This is a genomic window from Leptospira paudalimensis, assembly GCF_026151345.1.
In the GTDB taxonomy this organism is placed as follows: domain Bacteria; phylum Spirochaetota; class Leptospiria; order Leptospirales; family Leptospiraceae; genus Leptospira_A; species Leptospira_A paudalimensis.
In genome coordinates this window covers 1,505,409-1,523,968 of record NZ_JAMQPR010000001.1, presented here as the reverse complement: position 1 = coordinate 1,523,968, position 18,560 = coordinate 1,505,409, and the positions used below count along the sequence as shown (strand labels likewise).

Sequence of the window (18,560 nt, the reverse complement as noted above, 5' to 3'; positions counted from 1 at the left end):
AAAATTATCCAGCTTTATAATTTTTGCTTATAGCGATATTTGAAGCAGATATTTTTTTCTCCTCCTTCGCTATTCCTGCTTCATCAATGATGAACTTAATGGGCTGTGGATTACTGGTATCGGATTCCTCCATAGTCACCAAGAACATACATCCTTTTACTTTATTTAAATATTTTTCATAGCATTTCTTTGCCTGAATATGAGGTGGTTGTATCTGTTCGTAAGCATCTTTGTTATCTGGAATAGCGTGACTTGAACTTATAAGAAACGATCCTTCCTTCCCGTACAATAGTAATTCTTCAATTTTGTCCTTAGGATAAGTTATTTCTTTACCTTTTTCATCACTAAGGGCTAAATAACTTGAATGATGGGGAACGTTAAAAATATCCCATTTTAGTCTGTCTTCATTTTTCCTCTTTTGCGACTTCGTGACAATATCCTCTAAAATATCCCACTTTGAATCTCCAATAGCAAGATAATCATAAATTTCAGCTCCAATTTTAATTCTAATATTAAATATTAAAGAAGCTTCATTGCGAAATTCTTCATTCTCATCGACATGCTTTACAAATGGAGAATGACAAAAGAATTCGATGCCATCACTATCTAAAGAAAAATCAGGGACTAATTGACCCGCATCTGTGATCAGATGTTTTCTATCATCAATCGAAAGGTCATTTTCTTTAAGCCATTCCTTTAATCGATCTGGTTTTGAAAATACCCGAATACCCTCTCCCTTTTTCAAACGGTAGCGTGCTTCTTGTCTCCATATAACAAATTCATCACTTTGATTCTCGCTAGGTGCTTGTTCAAGAATCATAGAAGCTGGAACCCAAAGTGTATTAATTTTTATCCTTCCTTCACCTTGATATTTGGAAGCATGAGATAATTCAAAAAATTCGGTACTATTTTTAATGTGATCTTCATCGCCATGAGTAAAAGCCACAACGTCAAAATAATCTCTGTTAGCATCAGCCAATTCTTTACCTAACGCTTTTTTAAGATTTATTTCTGGTCCTCCATTTTCCTCCTCTGACTTTTTGATATGCCGAAAATCCATTAAAATACGCTTTTTGTTGTCTAGAATAATCTGGCTAGTATCACCATTTCCGACTGGGTAAAAAATAATTTCATGTTTCATGATAATACCTTCTATGTGAAATATTTTCCTATTTTAGGATAGATGCATTATGTCGTCAAGTAAAAGAGTTGAAATATTTTCCTATTTTAGTATATTTTACCTGTGAGCATAAATGAAATAGTTGCCCTTAAAATCCGAGAACTGCGAGAATCTAGCTTTTCTGGAAAAGGAATCTCGCAGACTGAATTAGCAAAAAAGTTAAATAAAACTCCAAATACCATTTCCAGATGGGAAACGGGAGAGTATAAACCGAAAATTGAAGATTTATATGAGTTAGCTAAGTTTTTTAAAGTCTCAATCCTTACATTCCTACCTGGAGACACTGTAGGAACAGATAAAGATCAAAAAATTGATATGATGTTCAGGGGGATGGCAGGACTTTCAGACAATGAGTTAGCCGAAGTTTCAAATTATTTGGAGTTCTATTTCGCAAAAAAGCAGTTAAACGCAATGCAAAAAAAATCTCCAGGGAGAAAGCGAAAAGATGAGTCAATCACGATTTGAATATTATGAATCCTTAAAGGTGGGAGCAAATAAATTACGGGAAAAGTACGAAATTAAATTACCAAGAGTATTACCTGGTGAGATTAAAAAAATAATGAAGTCAGAAGGTATTAAAGAGATAAATTATTGGAAAGATTTTCGTGACTTAAGAGGGGCATATATAGTAGATGATGGGATTCCACACGTTGTAGTTAACAAAAATCTTCGAAGGGATCAAAAAACATTTACTTTGGCACATGAGTTAAAACACCATTTATTTGATCGAAATCTCGGTAGCTTATATTGCACTAATGCAAATATAAATGAACAAGTTGAAATTGGTGCCGAAGTTTTTGCAGCCGAGCTTCTTTTCCCTGATCAACTTTATTTATATCATTTAAATGAGATGGGAGTTACACGAAATAATTTCACACCTGCCCATTTAGTTTTGTTGAAAAATGCAACAGATACTACTTTAAGTTATGCTGGTTTGGCGAAGAAAGCAGAATTTCTTCAGATTGCTGAAAAAGGTAGCTTGTGTAAAATTAAATGGCTAAAACTACGAGATGAAATTTTGGGTGAAAGAATATATAGAAGAAGTGCATAAATTTAATGAAATCCATTCTAAATTTTTCTTAATCAATTGAATACAAAGTGATAATTTTTTTAAGAAAAAAACAAGATTTATCCCATAATGAACTGAATGGCATATATGACAGACAGAAAAAGTCCAAGGCTATTGATTCAGATTTAATGAAATTATCGAATTGAGTTCTTCAATGATTAAGATTCTAAGCCAGCTCATAATTTTATTTTCTAAATACAGTGAATTCTTCTCTAAGTTTTTTTTTAGAAACTTTACCAATTAGAACTCTCGTTCAACTTTGCAAGATTTTACCTTACCTCCTATTAATATTTACTTAAATAATACCCGAATTTAAAATTTCTTTCGCTTCTAGATTGTTCTGCCCATACACCTTCGCCGTGAACGAAGGATCAAAATGGTTTGCAAACCTAGATACTGCGTCCAAGGGTTTCCCCTGCCGTAAAAGATGACTGATTCGACTGTGGCGGGTCTGATGCGGGTATACTCTGCGTTCCAATGCACTTAGTCCAACATCTTTGAAATTCCTGTGCACTAATTGCCTGGTATACGGTTTTCCTGTCGCAGAGTTCTCAAATAGATACTCTTTTCCACAGAAAACCTTCCCTATTCTTTCAAAGAGGTCTTTTGATATAATCAATACATGTTCTTTTCCCCCCTTACCAATCACTTTGGATTCAGTGTGGGTTTTCAAATTCTTACAGTTTGCAATCCTGATCGATAATACCTCACTTACTCGGGCACCCGTTCCATATAATACCTGTAAAATCAAGGAATACTTAAGAGGAAGCTTCCTAACTAAAAGCTTAAGGTCCCTATCACTAAGGAGTTTTGAATCACTGACCGTTACATTTGGCTTTGGAACCTTTATTTCACGAAATAAAGCCTGAATTCCGTTTCTGAAGTTTAGCTCATTTCTTTTGGAGTGAGTCTTTAATATCCAGAGTTTAATTGAAGTCTTTGCTAACCTAACTGACGCAGGAGACATGAAGGAACCTAAATATTTGAAATACTCCCTTAGTGTTTCTTCGTTGATTGGACGATTTCCAATCCAAGTAAGGAATCGATTAACACAAACCCGATATTGAGGTTTACTCGGAAGACTTACTGAACCTTTTAAAATTGCTGCCATGAAGGACAATTTTGATAATTCCTGAAAATCTGTCAAAGGACCTAGGTTACAAAATTACTACTTGTGTAACCCTAGTCTCATTATTTCTATTACATCACTGATTCCGTTTCTGGTAGCTTTTTCAAAATATCCAAACTTTGATGAATCTGAAACAATGGCTCGGCGGGATCAAATTTGAAAATATAATAAGGGTCATACTCCGTTTCTTGAGTAAAATTCGACATTAAATCTAAAAGCTTACTTCGTAATTGTATTATCTCTTCTTTACTAACTACAAAGCGGTTAAGTATTTCCATATTAAGGTCATTTATCTTGTTTACTTTTTTTTGCACCTTCCATGATTTCTTAACATGCATTAAACGCTCAAATTGTTTATCAATGGGATCAGAGATCAACTTCCTCTTCCTTTCGATATTCTCGGTTTCTATAATTTTTACGCAATCCGACATTGGTTTATCGGACACAGACAAAGTTGCATTTGAATTCAAAACAAGGAATCCATAGTCCCATAAAAGTTTTACCCTCCTCTTTATCACCTTGATCTTGTTCTTATTAGTTATATTCGGCAAAATTGAATAAATATCAGAAGCCTTCACTTCACCAATTGATTTTATCCTTAGATATATCTCTTCTCCAGTTTTGCCGACACCTTTAAGTTTGTGCAAGGGAATTCTCGATTCGATTGTAAAGGGTGTCAATATTCCTCGACTGTCTTTATCACATAACTCAAGTAACTTAGTTTCCAGTTCATCTTTACTCAAAAGCCTCACTTGATTAATATATTGATTTTTTCCATCCTTCTTTGCATAACTAACATGAATAACTTCACTCTCTATAAGCCTGCGAAAAGCCTTGCGAACGGTTTTCTCAGATATGACTACCCTGGAAGCAATCGACAATATTCCATTTGAAAGAAACTTTAATTTATAATTAGAATTTAGTATCCCCAAAGAATACAACGATTCCAATACTATCCGACACGAAGATTGGGAACCACCGAATAATCTTTTTAGATCAAACTGATGAATCAATTGAATGGATTCATACAAATCCATATCTATTCCAGAATAAACTTCTTTTCCATCCTCTAACTTATCGTAAAAAGATTCAATAAAGGAAGGATCGGAATATGAATGTGTATATATATTGAAATTGTCTCTAGCAAATTTTACTATAGATTTTCGGCTTACGCCAAAAAAGAAAAGCTTCCTTATCCAACTGCATTCAACTGGAGTCCTTCTTCCTCCGCATCCTTCCTTCAATTCTGCTTCGCTAAGTGACTTGTTCGTTAAAACTTCGAATTCTCTTGATATAACCAATCCATTATCCTGCCAACCTTGCAATAACCTAAGATGACTAATGAATTTGATTTCTCGATCATATGTTTCCAATTCAGCATCAGTTAACTCATACCATTTTCGTGAATGCAATTTGATTGCTACTTTCGAACCTAACGAGTTTTCTAATTTAATTTTTTTAATTTTAGGTGTAGGTTCTTTAAGTTTTTTAACTCGATCTCTCTTCTCTTCCTTTTTTTTCACCCCATTAAAAAATAGAAGCAACGCACCAAACTCTTCAATGGTTAGCTTTTTTACTTCGAAATTATTTTCGATAGAGTAAGATTTTCTTTTTCCTGTTATTGGGTCTTCGATAACCGAAAATGGTAGCAAAACCAATTGTTTTCCTATAAGGAAATCCGTATCGATTACGGAGGGGTTTGCTCCTCCTATTATACTTTCATATTCAGAAATTAGGTTTTGATTCCCATCCAAGTGCTCAGCTACTAATATGTTCTTTTTAAGGCTTCTCTTATACTCGCCTACCCCCTCGAATAAAAAGTAGTGATGTCTTCCACCAGATTGACTCTTAATTGTGTAGGTTTGAGAAATTAACTCTTTATATTTTTCATATTTATCAGCAAAAGATTTGGAAATTTTTGATAGAGTTTCTAGTTTCCTAATAGTCAGGTCATAATTGTCTATATCAATTACAAAGAGATTCTCACATCTACCGATGACTAACCCCCAATTTTGAACCTCGGCTCCTTCAACCATCTCGAGTATTTGCCCTTGGTCGAGGTCCGATACCCTCTTACCTTCACCAAACCTACCAGAAGCTTCCCAATTGGCTAGAAAGTGGTGTTTTGCCTCATTCTTTACTGGCACAAAAAGAAGTTTGTCCTTTATTTTTGCTAGCTCACCTATGTATGGGCTTAAATCTCCATTCTGAGTTAATTCTTCTTGAAACGTCATTTTTTTATCCTACAAATAGTTAGTGAGGGGATATTACCCTCCCAATTCCTAATATACTCTTTTTGGGAGATTCTATAGTTTTCTTAGAATTTTTTTTTCAAAAAAAAATAGCCTACTGCAGTAGGCTATTGCTTGGGGGATTGTAAGTTTTATTGAATTAAAAATAAAAAAAATTGGTTTAAAACCTTACAAATTACCCACTGATTCGATATTATATGTGGAATTTGTAAGGTTTTAAATACTTTCTTTTCTTCAATAGGAATATCCTCGGGGTAAACCTCGGGGATAAAAGATTTGAAGTATCATTCTTTTATTTAAATAAAGTAATCAACCTAATACTCCCAGCTGTAGAGTTGGTTTACCAACTCAAAGCAAAAAAAAATATCTCTTCTTCTCTCCTATATAGTATTTTAATAAACAAATACGAAAAAATCAGAGTACTTAATAAAAAGGTTAGGTCACGTTACTTAAAAAAAATGTATCCCCTAACTCTAAAAAATTGTATGTTTAGCTCATGAACTAATGGAAAAAAGAAAAATTAAAAAAAAAGATTTTTGAAAGGTCCCAGTGTAAGTTCAGTCGGAGTCCAAGGAGTCTAGACAAGAAGGAAACTTCTGTAGAAACACTAACGACTTTTAAGACTCGATCAACATCTAAAAGAGCATCCTATAGATTTAAATGAAAATTAAATAAAGCTACTTGAGAAATTCAATCCTAAATACCGAGATAGACACTTTCAGGCAGATTTTAGAGGAGATTTGGAGGCGATGGATACTTTTATTATATGAAACTTGAAAAAAATAGGAAGAGTCTATCTGCAGACAGTTATTGACTGTCATTCCAAATAGACGTAGAGAACTCTTCACACATCCAAAATGCCGATAACTGCATTACAAACTTTGAATAATAAAAAACCTCCACTCTTTGAAGTACACAATGTTCCAATTAAAACAATTATTAGAGATTAAGGACGAAAAAATATTTTCGGAAAGAAGACCGTCATCCGTATGAATTATTCCTTCAATAAAAAGTCATCGAAAACAAAATCACGAAAGTCAGAAGAACACTAAACAATAAATATATGAAAGTGCTTCATCGAACATTCCTAGAGGAACATTTTAAAGCCGCAGCAGGTAGAACAAAATTTTATAAAATTTTCGATGAGATGGAAAACGATTTTCAGGTTTATCTAAATTTTCTATAACAACGAAATACCATACCAAGGCAGAAATTTGAATGAACGAACTCACAATCAAGTTTTTACTAAGGGAATCCAAGAATTAAAAAAAGGAAGAGATCAATAATCTAAATTAAGTTAGAGGATTGTGTATGGCGAATACCGTATCTGTACAAATCAGAATTCAGTTTAATTTTGAAGATTTCTGAAGCCTTGATTGAATCTTCATAGAGAGATCGTGATCTCTTTGTCTGTCATCATCATTATGAATGATGTGGAGATTAGTGTACAGACAAACTTCTCCAAATTTCATTTTAAGTTGTATTAATTTAAAATCTGGGCGACGGTGAATTAGCAATCGTAAAAGGCGATCTAGATAAATTGTAATTTCCGAAAAATTTGATTCCACGCCACTGAATCCTTGTTCAATGGCATGACTATATTTAGAATTAAGTTCATCTACTGTCATGTATATAAATATCTCCCTGTCTAAAACTACCACCTTGTTTGCAGTTCCACGGCACAATTCAAGCAAGCCAACCAAATATCTGCCTTAACCCAGACATTTACAAAACTTTTAGAAAAAGATCACTTTTGATCCAAAAAAGCCTTTTTGGATTAGTTACAACTGTTTCGCCCCTAGAAAAAGAAAAACCACTTTTTAATATGAAAGTTCAAATAATTGCTTATGCCTCATTATATAGCTCTAAGTGGTTGATGCTAAGCTCAAATAGCCGTGCTTTCAAACTTTACATTCATTACTTAAAATAAAATCCTATTTCTTCCAATAAGAATCGATTATCTCTTCCGAAGAGTCATAAATTCTATAATTCAAAACCTTTAATTTAAATTGTTTAAATCGAATTACTTGCTCTTTAATGAAAGGAAGACCTTCGCTGTAATTAACTTTATATTTTTCAAAATTTTCTTTATTTAATATTCCACTGAATTTTGTGGATGAATATGCAGTCTCCGATTGAGTGTATACTTCATATTCCGCAATACAGACAACTTTATCATATTTCATTTCCTCATATTTTTCAATTTCCATACTGACAAAGATAGGTGGTGAATAGAATCGCTTAAATCCACCTGTGTATTCATCATGAATATCTAGTAAAAAACCTCGATTTTTAATATCGTATGGATTTTTTTTGAAATCAGTTTCAAAAACTAAATACTTTTTAGTTTTAAGTTTATCACTTTCTTTTATTTTTTTCTCATAATCTGAAAGCTTCATATCTAGATATTTATGTGTTAGCGTAAAAAAGAAATTGGGATTATCTATTTCATTTTGGTGAACCAGAATAAAGTTTAAATTGTCTTCGGAGCGTAAATCTATAATTTGTTCTATAGGAATACCTCTAACCAACCTCTGTGCATCCTCTTCCATTTGCGTATCTCGAATTACAATAGCCTCTTTGAATTTATTCAAATTCTCATCACCAATAATGAAATATATTGTTTGAAAAAGAGACAATCCATCTTTATCCAAAAACTTTACAATAGGTGCTACATCAAACCATGGATTATTAAGATTTACATAATTCAATTTGAAATCTACCAAAGAAACATACGGTCGTATAGTATAAGGAACACTATCTTTTTTAATTTTCGAATCATAATTAATGTATTTTTTTAAATCAAAATTATAATTCCCATTTTTGCAGACTAAGTAAATCTTATCGAGTTGATCATCAACATTCCATTGATTACAATGGGAAAGTGATGGAATATCAGTTTGAAATTTTCCATCTAGGGCGAGAAGAAAATGATAATATTTTTTTATTTCTTTAGTAGATAATATATATATTGGTATTCCAACTACAGTTGAAAGCTTATCTTTTGATGTTTTTAATTTCTCTATATTAGTTTGACAATTCGAAAAGATAAAAACTATTGAGAAAAGCAAAGCAAAAGTATTTTTATTCTTCATTTAAAAATTCCTCAATTTTTTTTAAAATTAAAAGCGAAAGAAACTAAGACTACACATGTCATTACATATCCAAAGCCTAAAAATGATCCAGTTACAATCCTACGAAAATTATTCGATTTAATTTGAATAAATTCTTGAAGTGACCAATCAATCAATGCAGGAAGCATTAACGATATGTAAGCTATGAACCCAAACCTTATTGGCTGAATAATTATACTTAATAGAGCAAATATTTGCCCTATAATTACTCCAGTGCATCTGGCACATACAGGGAATTGCGAACCTTTATAGTAAAAGCTCCTTTCTGAAAGTTGGTGACACATAAATGGAAACTCTGCCAAGGATATCCTACTAATATCGAGTAAATTCCTTAACATTTACTTACGTATAACAGTCGTTTTTGTCTTTCCGCTTCCGCAAAATCCACATAACAATCCGAAAGGACCTGCCAGGAAAAATCCAATACATGCTTTAATAAATCCAAATCCTTTCGTTTCGCTTTTAACAATAATAGTATCTGGACTTTTAACCTCTGACTTTTGAGAGGTAATAGAGTCTGAACTCATCGGCACCTTTTCAGGGAGGGATTTAAGCTGTTCCAGAGTAGTCAATTTTTCAATGGTAGCACGCTGGAAACAGTTAACACAAACTTTAACACCATCGAATTTCATTAACGATGTGTTTAGAAATCTTAATTCCGTTCCACAACTTGGGCATGAAGGATTACTCATTAGTTACCTTTTTACTGTTCAAAATTGGCAGATTTCCAAAAAATTTGCCTAACCCACATTATACTGCGTTCACTTAATGTCAACTAAGACGCAATATAATGTGGTGAAGTTTGAAGATTTTTTGATAAAAATTGGAAGTAATATTCGAGAGCTAAGGCTCCAAAAAGGTTTTAATCAGGAAGATTTAGATTCTGGAGATTATCCAGTTCCAGTAAGGACTTTACAGGAAATTGAGGCTGGAAGGGCTAATTTAACCATGAAATCGGTATATAAAATTGCAAAACATCTTAAAGTCCAACCTAAAGATATTATTGATGTATGATAACCTTTTTAAAAAACATTCACTTTATTGTGCTAGTATGGAATTAACTTTTATACTTAGTAAAGATATAGTGGTCACATATCCTCTCATTAGAAAAATAATTTTACCACAAAGTTATTTCTTGGTAGGGAAAATGCAAGATTTTGCAAATGAACTTAGCGTTTTTGTAAGATCATAGGCTATTCTAGATAGCAGATCAGAAGAAACTACCAAACGTTTGGTTCAGAAGAATTGATAGACAGAACTTCTGGAGCAAACTACCCTAATCAAAACTGATTGTACGAAGAACTCGAAAGCCTGGATAATAGCCTCATCAATCCAACAAAAGGATAGATAAGTGTAGCTTAACAATTGAATTTGAAAGGTTACAGTGTCAGTTCAGGAGGAGTTCGAGGTGTCTGGACATGAACAAAACTTCTTACGAAACACCAACGACTTTTAAGACTCGATCAACATCTTAAAGAACATCATATAGAATTGAATGAAATTCAATCCTAAATACCGAGATAGGCACATTCAGGCTGATTTTACAGGGGATTTAGTGGCTATGGATACATTTATGGTAGGAACCTTGAAAGAAATAGGAAGAGTCTATCTGCAATCAGTTATAGATTGCCATTCCAAATAGGCGTGGGGGTAATCTTCACACATCCAAAATGCCGATTACTGCCGTCCAAACATTGAATAATGAAGTCTTTCCTTTTTTCGAAGACCACAATGTTCCAATTAAAACGATTCTTACAGATAATCGATAAGAATACTGTGGCAGAAAAGACCAACATCCGTTTGAATTTTGCCTTCATATTGAAAATTTCGAAAAAAGAACCACGAAAGTTGGAAGGCGACAAAGCAACAGATATATTGAAAGACTTCATATTACCTATCTCGATATACAGCCTTGCTTTTTAGTACACTAAATTTTAGGTGAGACTATTTTCATCGAACTTCTTTCGTCCGAAAAATCGATAAAACCATTATCATATATAAAAAAATATTCAAGATTTGTGTTGCTTGCAGTCAAAACCCGAAAATAATTTTTACCTTTCCTTACTAAAGTCTCTTCAGTGAACAAGAGAGTTCTCACACAAGTTAGGAAGTCATCACCAGTCCTTATAGTTTTTTCATTTTGCCTGTAAGGATCATAAAAGTATAGAGGTTTGAATTTTAACAAAGAGGTACCCTTTTTTTCATAAGAATAGGGATAAATATATGAAATTACTTCATTAATTTTATTTTTATTTAGATAAAAATTATATTTCGATATATCGATTATAGGGTCAAATTTTTTGTTCTTATCGAAACAATTTTCAAATAGGATAATAATTTTACTCTGAACATCCAAATCTTCTTTCAACTTTGATGGATTACTTAATACAAAATTATTAATATCGTTAGCTACTAATAACCAATTCTCCTTATCTATATAGTAAGCCGAATTCTGATAGTAAATCCTACCGTAAAAAACTGCTTCGTCAAAATGATAATCGGTCATTGTGTACAGCTTATGGTTCGAGTTAATTCCTGGAGAAATTAAGGTCAATGAACAAGAAGACTGACTACATAAAATAAAAATTATGACTACAATATTAGTAATCTTATTAAAAATACTTCTTTTGAAAATGCTAATCACAACTTGAATCAATTCTTATTATACTTCTACAAGAAAGTACTAATGGCAATTTTTCGGAATCTGTTGCAGAATTTGCCAATAATAGACATCCCTGCAATTTCTTTTTTTGTTCAGAACAGTCACTATTCCCTGTAGATACTGACACCGAACAATTTATGATTAAGAATAGAATGAAAATAAACTTTAATTTCATAAAAATAATATCCTCCACTTTAAAAAATTATTATTAACTATTAGGACATGTTGGCTTTTCTGGATCATCTTCTTTGCATTCCTGCTGACCAAAGTTAAATCCTATCCATCTCCCTTTTTTCCCAAGATGTAATCTTACTCCAACAGAAAACTCAGCTTTAAATTGTATATCTAATTTTCCAGAATCGTCAATTTTAACATTAAAGCTTACATCTGCATCCATGGGCACTTCAAACTTTATGTAGTATGATGTTGCACTATCTATTGCTTTACTGATATCCCAATTTTGGTAAGCATGTCTACTGTTTCTATCATTTGCACGTCCTTTTCTATATGCATGATAAATAAACGCTAATTTTTGAAAAGCATGTTGATAGCCTGGATTATCTTTAACAAAAAAATATGCCGCAATTGCAAAAGCCCATGATTGACTTAGTCTATTACCACTTTTGTCCACCGACTTCAAAGGATTCCCTTCTACATACATCATCCTGTTCATCCCTTGATGTTTATCTGGGAATACCATGCTGTCGTTACTCGCAAACCTACCTAAAGCCGCATCGTAATAACGTGCCTTATAATAATACAATCCACTTTCTTGATCTTCTTCTTGTCCCGTATATTTGAATTTAGTAATGTCTGGACCATAAGAGTCAGTTCTAAGAATTTCTCCATATGGTTTGTAAGTAATATGACTTTTACCGCCCCTTTCACCACCTGCAAGAACATTGCCATTCCCATCGGTGATCATCGTAATACTTCCCAAATGATCTGGGTGGAAAAAATACATCCCAGTAACTCTCGCATTCCCTGTAGAAGAACCACCGCCCCCACCACCTTGACCAGGAGGCTCATCACCTACTGATTGCGTATCGCTAGGTATATTCCCAAGTCCTAACATCCAAATCGGAGTTCCTGATTCACCTTCAGCACCGCCGAGTAACAATGGAAAACATCCTGCCGTTGTGGTAAATGAAAATAGAACTACAAATAATGCGGTTCCATAACGAGGAATTTGTCTATGGATTCGGTATGTCAAATTAGGTAGAATAGAAATTCTAAATAAGTCAAAGGATTGATTTTTAGTATTTGTTTCTTCCCTTTGGTCTTTTGTTTTGTATACCACCCAGAATAGAAATCCCAGTAATACTAGCCATGGTAATGCTCTGTGCCCTTCTCCGATCTTTCCATCCTTATAAATATTGGTATCTTCAAGGAATGTATTTAAGACAAAGCCAACTTTGTTTTTCCAGTAAGTTTCACACTCTATATTTACATCTTTACAAAATGGATTAACTAACCATTCGTTTGAAGCCATCTGATTAAGTAGAATAACATCCCCTCGGCTATACTGGGCAACCATATCCCCTTCCGCACCAATCACATACAACGTATGTTTCTCTTGTGCTCCTGGAGATCGGTGGATTTCATAAAAGTTTCCAAAGCTATAAGTCGTCGTATTCGAATTTTGTATGGATTTTTTAATCCTCATCCCCGAATGGTCATATGTGTATTCGAACTTGTCTCCACCATTCGTCTCAATTCGTTGCAGTTTGTTTTGTGCATTATATACAAGTGTATCACCGTTACGACCTATCATATTGCCCATAGCATCATAGGTGTAGCCAACAATACCTGTATTCGGACTATTCACTCTTGTCACTGCATGAATATGATTTACATTGTCATAGGTATAAGTAAATGCTCCCTTATTTAATAAGTTTCCATTCCTGTGGTAATTGTAGTTTTCCTCTCCATACTTACCAATTGCTTTCTTCACTCGATTCAAATGGTCGTATTCAAAACTTTGGTTACGAGATTCATTCATTAAATCAGTAATCGCAGATATATTGCCTCGTTTGTCGTAATCATACTTGATACTTTGTTCGACAGAATTATCTTTCAGGTAAGTAACAAGGCTTTGTGGTCTCATCCGTAATGGATCATAGCCAATTTTAGTAACTATCCCATTACCTGTTTTTCGTTCTATATAATATTTATCATCTGCAATTTTGGGACCCTCATAGCTCACGACTGTATGATTCAAGCTATTACCATCATGGGAGTCCATCGTCAAAAAAGCTAGTTGACCAGTGCCTGTATAGTGATTGCGGACGAGTGTTCCATCAGGATACGTGACAGTTTTTACACGACCATAATCATCATAGCTTCTCTGAAAAAGAACTTGTAGATCATCAATGGTTCGCTTCTCGCCAATTAAATTTCCCTTTCTATCATAAGCCAATTCTATGACTCCAGAACTATCTGTAACTTTGGTTAATTTCCCAATTACATAGGTGCTTGCTATGGAATTTCCAGAATCGTATTCGTAGACGGTAGGTGTCTCGTTTCCAGGCATCACTCTAGTTATCCTTCCCATTCCATCCACTTCCTTGCGTACAACTATCCCTCGTGCATCAGTCTGAGTGAGCAAATCGCCTGCTACATTGTATGTGTAAGTTATGGTTCCTGAATTGGAATCACTATACCTAGTTTTTCTCCCACCAATATCATAATTAATTTCGGTAATTCCATTCCCTGGATCAGAGATTTGAACCATACGATCTGCATTATCATATTGGTATTCTAATGTTTCCCCTTGGACAGTTTTTGTAATAAGTCTTCCCAAATTGTCTAGGACTTGTGTTTCCGTTCGGATCACTTCTGATTGGTTTGTGGTTGTTACTGTGGTTGTTCGAAGTCCATATACAATCCTGGAAATCTCGCCTGTAGCAGCGATTGTTTCCTTAGCTCGTTCAAGTGAATCTTCCGCTTGTGTATAATAGTAGGTATAAGCCCAACGAGGAGACTCGCCAGTAAAATAAGAGTTAGATTTCTGTATCTCTCTCCCCATATCATCGTATTTTGTATCTACAGTAGAAACAATTCCATCCACAACTAGGGATTCTTTTTTAACAATTTTACCCAGTAAATCCTTTGTTTCCCTTGTCCAAACTTCGCCTTCTTCAGAATGAGTAGTTTGTTTAGTTACAAAATTAGTGCCATCAAATGAATACTCATTAGATTCCTGTTTTTCACCGTTGAAGAAACTCGCAATTTTTCTACCATATTCATCGTATTCAAAAGTAACTACATTGCCATTTGCATCTTCATTAATAGTCTCAACGTTTAACTTCGAATCATAAGTTTTCTTGCTTGTTTGACCTAACGCATTCCTTGTGACTGTTGGTTTACTACGTGTGATATCGCCATATTCATATGTCAATGTCCTGCCGAGAGAATCAGTTGAACTTGAAACATTACCAATCGCATCATAGGAATAATATATTGAATACCATTGACCTGAACTAACTAATTTACTCTCGGAAGATAAATCAGCTCCATTAAATGCCCATTTTTTATGTTCAACCAAACTTCCATTTACAGTCTTTTTTGATTCAATTGGTAATACCAAGATGTTCATGGCAGAATTATTTGAATAACTCATTTCTAATCGTGTAACTCGACCATTGAAATCTTCTACGGCAACCGATTGTGAACATGCAAAGGCTTGATCATAAGAAATAGAACTTGTGATTTGATCTTTTAATTGTCCGTTTTCATACACTTCCTTGGTGGTTAAGTTTGGAAGCCGTAACCTGGTTCCTGTATGTGGGTGAAAAACTGAATAAGCATAGGCATTTCTTTCCATTAAAGAATTATTTTCAGTATATGTTTCTGAATTAGATAGAAGACCCGCACCTGTCCCGCTTTGTATGTAAGTTGAGATATTTCTATTTTTTAAATCACCATTGATTAAATTTCGCTCGGTAATAGTTTCAAATCCCAGGTTCTGACTAGTTTCCAGATCGCCTGGCTTAAAACGAGAATTGGTGTAAGAGTATTCTGATTTATATTCCGCATAACCTAGACCTGCCTTTGTTGAAATTGAAGACACCAATAATTGAGGAGAACCATTTGGTAAAGATGTCGAATAACTCCCTGTTCCTTTTTGAACAGCACCTGGAATATTCTTTTTCCAAGCATATTCTACCTTTGTTTCAGCTCCATTGACATTATTAATGATCTTACTAAGCCTACCACCAGTAGCACTTGGTGAAGATGAGGAAATCTGACGAGTGATCAAATTTTTTCCATATTGGTAATAAAAATCGGGAATACCATCTTCATTTCTATCTTCAAACCTTGCTGAAGCAATTTCACTAGATTCTACAGAAAAATCGCTCGTACGACTGAAACCTCCGTTCCCATTTCCTGAATAAACATGATATGCTACCGTATTGAATTCTTTAACGATAAAATCCAAATTCCCGTCTTCGTCTAAATCAGTAAAATCAAAGCTTGAAACTACAGAAATGTTTGGATCGTTTTTTTCTGCAAATCTATCTGGTTTAATGACAGTCGGCAAACTAGAAGTGATAATGTTTCCAAAATCAAAACCATCTCCAGTGTTAAATATCACATGAACTTGAGATGAAAAATTATATGGATTTTCAGTCCATCTGTCATATGGATTAAAATGACTATTTGCATTGGTTACTGATACATAATCTGGTAATCCATCTTTGTTAATATCAACTAGCCAATTTTTACCATTATATCCTACAGAATAACGTGGCATATTCTGTGCAGTCTGAATCATAGTATTTTGATTTAAATTTATTTTAGTTATAATAATTTGATACTGCGAATAATCTAAATTTACATTTCTTATTCTATTTACTTCAATATCTAGCTCATTGGCTTGCCTTTCTAAAAGTTCTCGATATCGAACTTCAAAAAATTGTTGGTCTATAGCTTTAGTTAAGTTTTCGATTTCCGAAGCTGTAGCAGTACCTGGTCTCCCTAACAATTCCCAATACAACCATCGCCAATCAGCGTAAATCGAGCCTTCAATGTATCTAACATGAAAAAAATCTCCATAGGCACCGTTGATTAAACTTAACATTTCACTTTTAAAATACGATACTTCTGCTTGAGCATTTGCTTGCTCTTGTTTGTGCCTTTCTTTTACTGCAAGCAACATCGCCTGCTCTGGAGGTGGATTCACATTTAATACTTGAATATGTTCAGGAATTCCATCTCCATCAATATCAGAAAATTGATTCATTCGATGTGCAATAAATGGATTCGTATCTAGTGTTTCTTGGACTAAACTTCTATTTCCTCCATACCATATTACTTTCTCTGCTTGAAATCCTCTACCTGTTGAAATATAAATTGCCATTTTATCAGGGTATAAATGGATAAAATCTGTCCTCCCATCTCTGTTGATATCAACTGCATAATCTAGAGGATTATAGTTTTGAGTTAATCGATAATTTTGTGATGTTGGCTGAAGTTTTACATGGGGAAAAGCAACGGCTGATTCTAGCCCGTTTCCATTCGAATATGAAACATAAAGCATTGCATTATGTTCATAAATTACATCTGTTTTTCCATCACCATCCATATCAGCAACATCAATGTAAGTATTATATTTGATTGGATATGTAGGTGATGTTACTGTTCTCCCGTTTTTCTGATCATCCGTTTTTACATAGATTTGATTTCCATCCATCCTGCCCAAAAATCGAGAGAATTCAGATATGCCATCCCCATCAATATCAGTTGGCAAAACCATACGGTTCGGAGAAATTACACCATTATTGCATCCATCGGCTGAGAAGTATAAATATTCTCCACACATACTGAAAGCAAAATCGGGACATCCAGGAAAGGCAGTACATAAACAAGCAAGAACACCTATATCACAGGTTTGTCGATTTTGGTTACCGATAGGATATCTACCTACCATTTCTACATCTGGATTATATAAATTCTGATCTACTTTTAAAGCATTAAAATCAAATCCATCACCTGTACCTCCCCCAGTCTTTGCTATTCCAGGTGGCGTAATTTTATTTTGAAGTTTATTAAGAGCAGTCTTAGATTTTGGAGGTTGACTTGCTTTCATTGTGAAAACAGCGTAAATAATATTTTTTAATAATAATAATCCCCTATCTTCTAAATCTATCTCCGAACCGTAACCATTGGAAACCTGAGATGGAGATGTATTTAATTTTGATCCAATTCCTTCATGACTTGGCGTATAAATAAATTCTAAAGGTAAATGGGTAGAGAGAGAAAAGAAGTTATCTTTTTCAAATTGTATTTTTGTTAGCAAACTATCTTTTGTTTTAGAATCATTTGAATAGCTAAATTCATAAGAATGAACATGAGAATTATCAGAATAAAACCTTATTCGGCTTATTAACCAATCTCTAGTCGTTAATGTCTTTTCAGAATAATCGGTCTCAACATCTTCTCTAGTTGTGTATTCAATACGAACTTCTCTTACGCCACCTGCGTAGGAAATCCTAGTTAAATATATCTCTCCTTTACGCACTTCCCATTCATAATTTATAGTCTCGCCATGTGGTTCACGTTTTTCACGTAATGCCCAAGTCCTAACTGCTCCATTTGGGTGTATTAACTGAGCACCATTGCCACCATAACTATACCTATTACCATCCTTATCATAAGCTATAAACTCAGTAGGTCCTCTTCCTGAATCTCCTTGCGGAAAAAAACTAACGAAACTCTCTTCTTTTGTATAATATACTGATTTATTAGCATTTGAGTCTACTAATTGACCATATTCTGAACTGTAATAGCTATCGTTGGAATTATAATTAATTCCATAGGAAATATCTCTTTTTATATAAGGAATTCCAGATAATTCATATCCTTTCCCCAATAATCCATTCCCACCACTAGAAGAATATGAAATGCTTAACTCTGGGGTTAAATCACCAGTCCCATCTGGCACTTCTAAGGGAAAATTGAAAGAGGCATTCCCAAATTGATCTGCATTTACTTCAGGCATTTGCAGGGGAAGTCTTTGCCCACCCAAAAAAGACAAGAACGAAAATATAGAAACTAGAACTAAAACAATTTTAATAATATTTTGTCGCATAACCTGAATACATTTTATAGGAATAATTCTTGTCATCTAAC

General features: G+C 33.9%; 12 protein-coding genes and 1 pseudogene. 4 read left to right on the top strand and 9 right to left on the bottom strand.

The genetic code is table 11. The features are described from left to right. Nucleotides 1-4: 4 nt before the first annotated feature. Complete coding sequence (locus tag ND855_RS07120; protein WP_265357764.1) at nt 5-1,141, bottom strand: hypothetical protein; 1,137 nt, start codon at nt 1,139-1,141, stop codon at nt 5-7. A gap of 102 nt (nt 1,142-1,243) precedes the next feature. On the opposite strand from ND855_RS07120, the gene ND855_RS07115 reads away from it, so the two are divergent. Together ND855_RS07115 and ND855_RS07110 are read left to right on the top strand one after the other, a co-directional pair. Continuing rightward, nucleotides 1,244-1,645, top strand: coding sequence for a helix-turn-helix transcriptional regulator (locus ND855_RS07115; RefSeq protein ID WP_265357763.1), 402 nt, complete (start codon nt 1,244-1,246; stop codon nt 1,643-1,645). After that, the gene (locus tag ND855_RS07110; RefSeq protein ID WP_265357762.1) at nt 1,626-2,231 is read left to right on the top strand and encodes an ImmA/IrrE family metallo-endopeptidase; all 606 of its coding nucleotides are present in this window, start codon (nt 1,626-1,628) and stop codon (nt 2,229-2,231) included. Before ND855_RS07115 ends, ND855_RS07110 begins: the two co-directional genes overlap by 20 nt. Before the next feature lie 313 nt (nt 2,232-2,544). On the opposite strand, the gene ND855_RS07105 is transcribed toward ND855_RS07110, so the two are convergent. From ND855_RS07105 to ND855_RS07080, 6 genes are all read right to left on the bottom strand, one after another. Beyond that, nucleotides 2,545-3,360 (bottom strand): tyrosine-type recombinase/integrase, encoded by an 816-nt coding sequence (locus ND855_RS07105; protein WP_265357761.1) that lies wholly within the window; start codon nt 3,358-3,360, stop codon nt 2,545-2,547. A gap of 89 nt (nt 3,361-3,449) precedes the next feature. Beyond that, the gene (locus ND855_RS07100) at nt 3,450-5,612 is read right to left on the bottom strand and encodes a bifunctional DNA primase/polymerase (protein ID WP_265357760.1); all 2,163 of its coding nucleotides are present in this window, start codon (nt 5,610-5,612) and stop codon (nt 3,450-3,452) included. Between the two features lie 1,361 nt (nt 5,613-6,973). Further along, nucleotides 6,974-7,258 carry a hypothetical protein gene (locus ND855_RS07095; protein ID WP_265357759.1) on the bottom strand — a complete coding sequence of 95 codons (285 nt, stop codon included), beginning with the start codon at nt 7,256-7,258 and terminating at the stop codon, nt 6,974-6,976. Nucleotides 7,259-7,564: 306 nt separating this feature from the next. Then, nucleotides 7,565-8,725 carry a hypothetical protein gene (locus tag ND855_RS07090; RefSeq protein WP_265357758.1) on the bottom strand — a complete coding sequence of 387 codons (1,161 nt, stop codon included), beginning with the start codon at nt 8,723-8,725 and terminating at the stop codon, nt 7,565-7,567. Nucleotides 8,726-8,736: 11 nt separating this feature from the next. Then, on the bottom strand, nt 8,737-9,048 hold the full coding sequence (locus tag ND855_RS07085; RefSeq protein WP_265359357.1) for a DUF2085 domain-containing protein: 312 nt from the start codon (nt 9,046-9,048) through the stop codon (nt 8,737-8,739). A 54-nt stretch (nt 9,049-9,102) separates the two neighbouring features. Then, nucleotides 9,103-9,456: a hypothetical protein gene (locus tag ND855_RS07080; RefSeq protein WP_265357757.1), complete on the bottom strand. Its 354-nt coding sequence runs from the start codon at nt 9,454-9,456 to the stop codon at nt 9,103-9,105. 103 nt (nt 9,457-9,559) lie between these two features. Here ND855_RS07080 and ND855_RS07075 point away from each other — a divergent pair, with 103 nt between their 5' ends. Then, nucleotides 9,560-9,778: a helix-turn-helix domain-containing protein gene (locus tag ND855_RS07075; RefSeq protein ID WP_265357756.1), complete on the top strand. Its 219-nt coding sequence runs from the start codon at nt 9,560-9,562 to the stop codon at nt 9,776-9,778. A 165-nt stretch (nt 9,779-9,943) separates the two neighbouring features. Beyond that, a pseudogene (locus tag ND855_RS18875) lies at nt 9,944-10,668 on the top strand (IS481 family transposase); the annotation flags it as partial. 23 nt (nt 10,669-10,691) lie between these two features. On the opposite strand, the gene ND855_RS07070 reads toward ND855_RS18875, so the two are convergent. Together ND855_RS07070 and ND855_RS07065 are read right to left on the bottom strand one after the other, a co-directional pair. Beyond that, a complete protein-coding gene (locus ND855_RS07070) occupies nt 10,692-11,270 on the bottom strand; it encodes a hypothetical protein (protein ID WP_265357755.1) in 579 nt (192 codons plus the stop codon). A 364-nt stretch (nt 11,271-11,634) separates the two neighbouring features. Then, on the bottom strand, nt 11,635-18,519 hold the full coding sequence (locus tag ND855_RS07065; RefSeq protein WP_265357754.1) for an RHS repeat-associated core domain-containing protein: 6,885 nt from the start codon (nt 18,517-18,519) through the stop codon (nt 11,635-11,637). Nucleotides 18,520-18,560: the final 41 nt, after the last annotated feature.

What these genes read in the sequence shown, in the direction of transcription:
- ND855_RS07120 (WP_265357764.1), bottom strand. Translation starts at nt 1,141, where the DNA reads ATGAAACATGAAATTATTTTTTACCCAGTCGGAAATGGTGATACTAGC.
- ND855_RS07110 (WP_265357762.1), top strand. Translation starts at nt 1,626, where the DNA reads ATGAGTCAATCACGATTTGAATATTATGAATCCTTAAAGGTGGGAGCA.
- ND855_RS07105 (WP_265357761.1), bottom strand. Translation starts at nt 3,360, where the DNA reads ATGGCAGCAATTTTAAAAGGTTCAGTAAGTCTTCCGAGTAAACCTCAA.
- ND855_RS07100 (WP_265357760.1), bottom strand. Translation starts at nt 5,612, where the DNA reads ATGACGTTTCAAGAAGAATTAACTCAGAATGGAGATTTAAGCCCATAC.
- ND855_RS07095 (WP_265357759.1), bottom strand. Translation starts at nt 7,258, where the DNA reads ATGACAGTAGATGAACTTAATTCTAAATATAGTCATGCCATTGAACAA.
- ND855_RS07090 (WP_265357758.1), bottom strand. Translation starts at nt 8,725, where the DNA reads ATGAAGAATAAAAATACTTTTGCTTTGCTTTTCTCAATAGTTTTTATC.
- ND855_RS07085 (WP_265359357.1), bottom strand. Translation starts at nt 9,048, where the DNA reads ATGTGTCACCAACTTTCAGAAAGGAGCTTTTACTATAAAGGTTCGCAA.
- ND855_RS07080 (WP_265357757.1), bottom strand. Translation starts at nt 9,456, where the DNA reads ATGAGTAATCCTTCATGCCCAAGTTGTGGAACGGAATTAAGATTTCTA.
- ND855_RS07070 (WP_265357755.1), bottom strand. Translation starts at nt 11,270, where the DNA reads ATGACCGATTATCATTTTGACGAAGCAGTTTTTTACGGTAGGATTTAC.
- ND855_RS07065 (WP_265357754.1), bottom strand. Translation starts at nt 18,519, where the DNA reads ATGCGACAAAATATTATTAAAATTGTTTTAGTTCTAGTTTCTATATTT.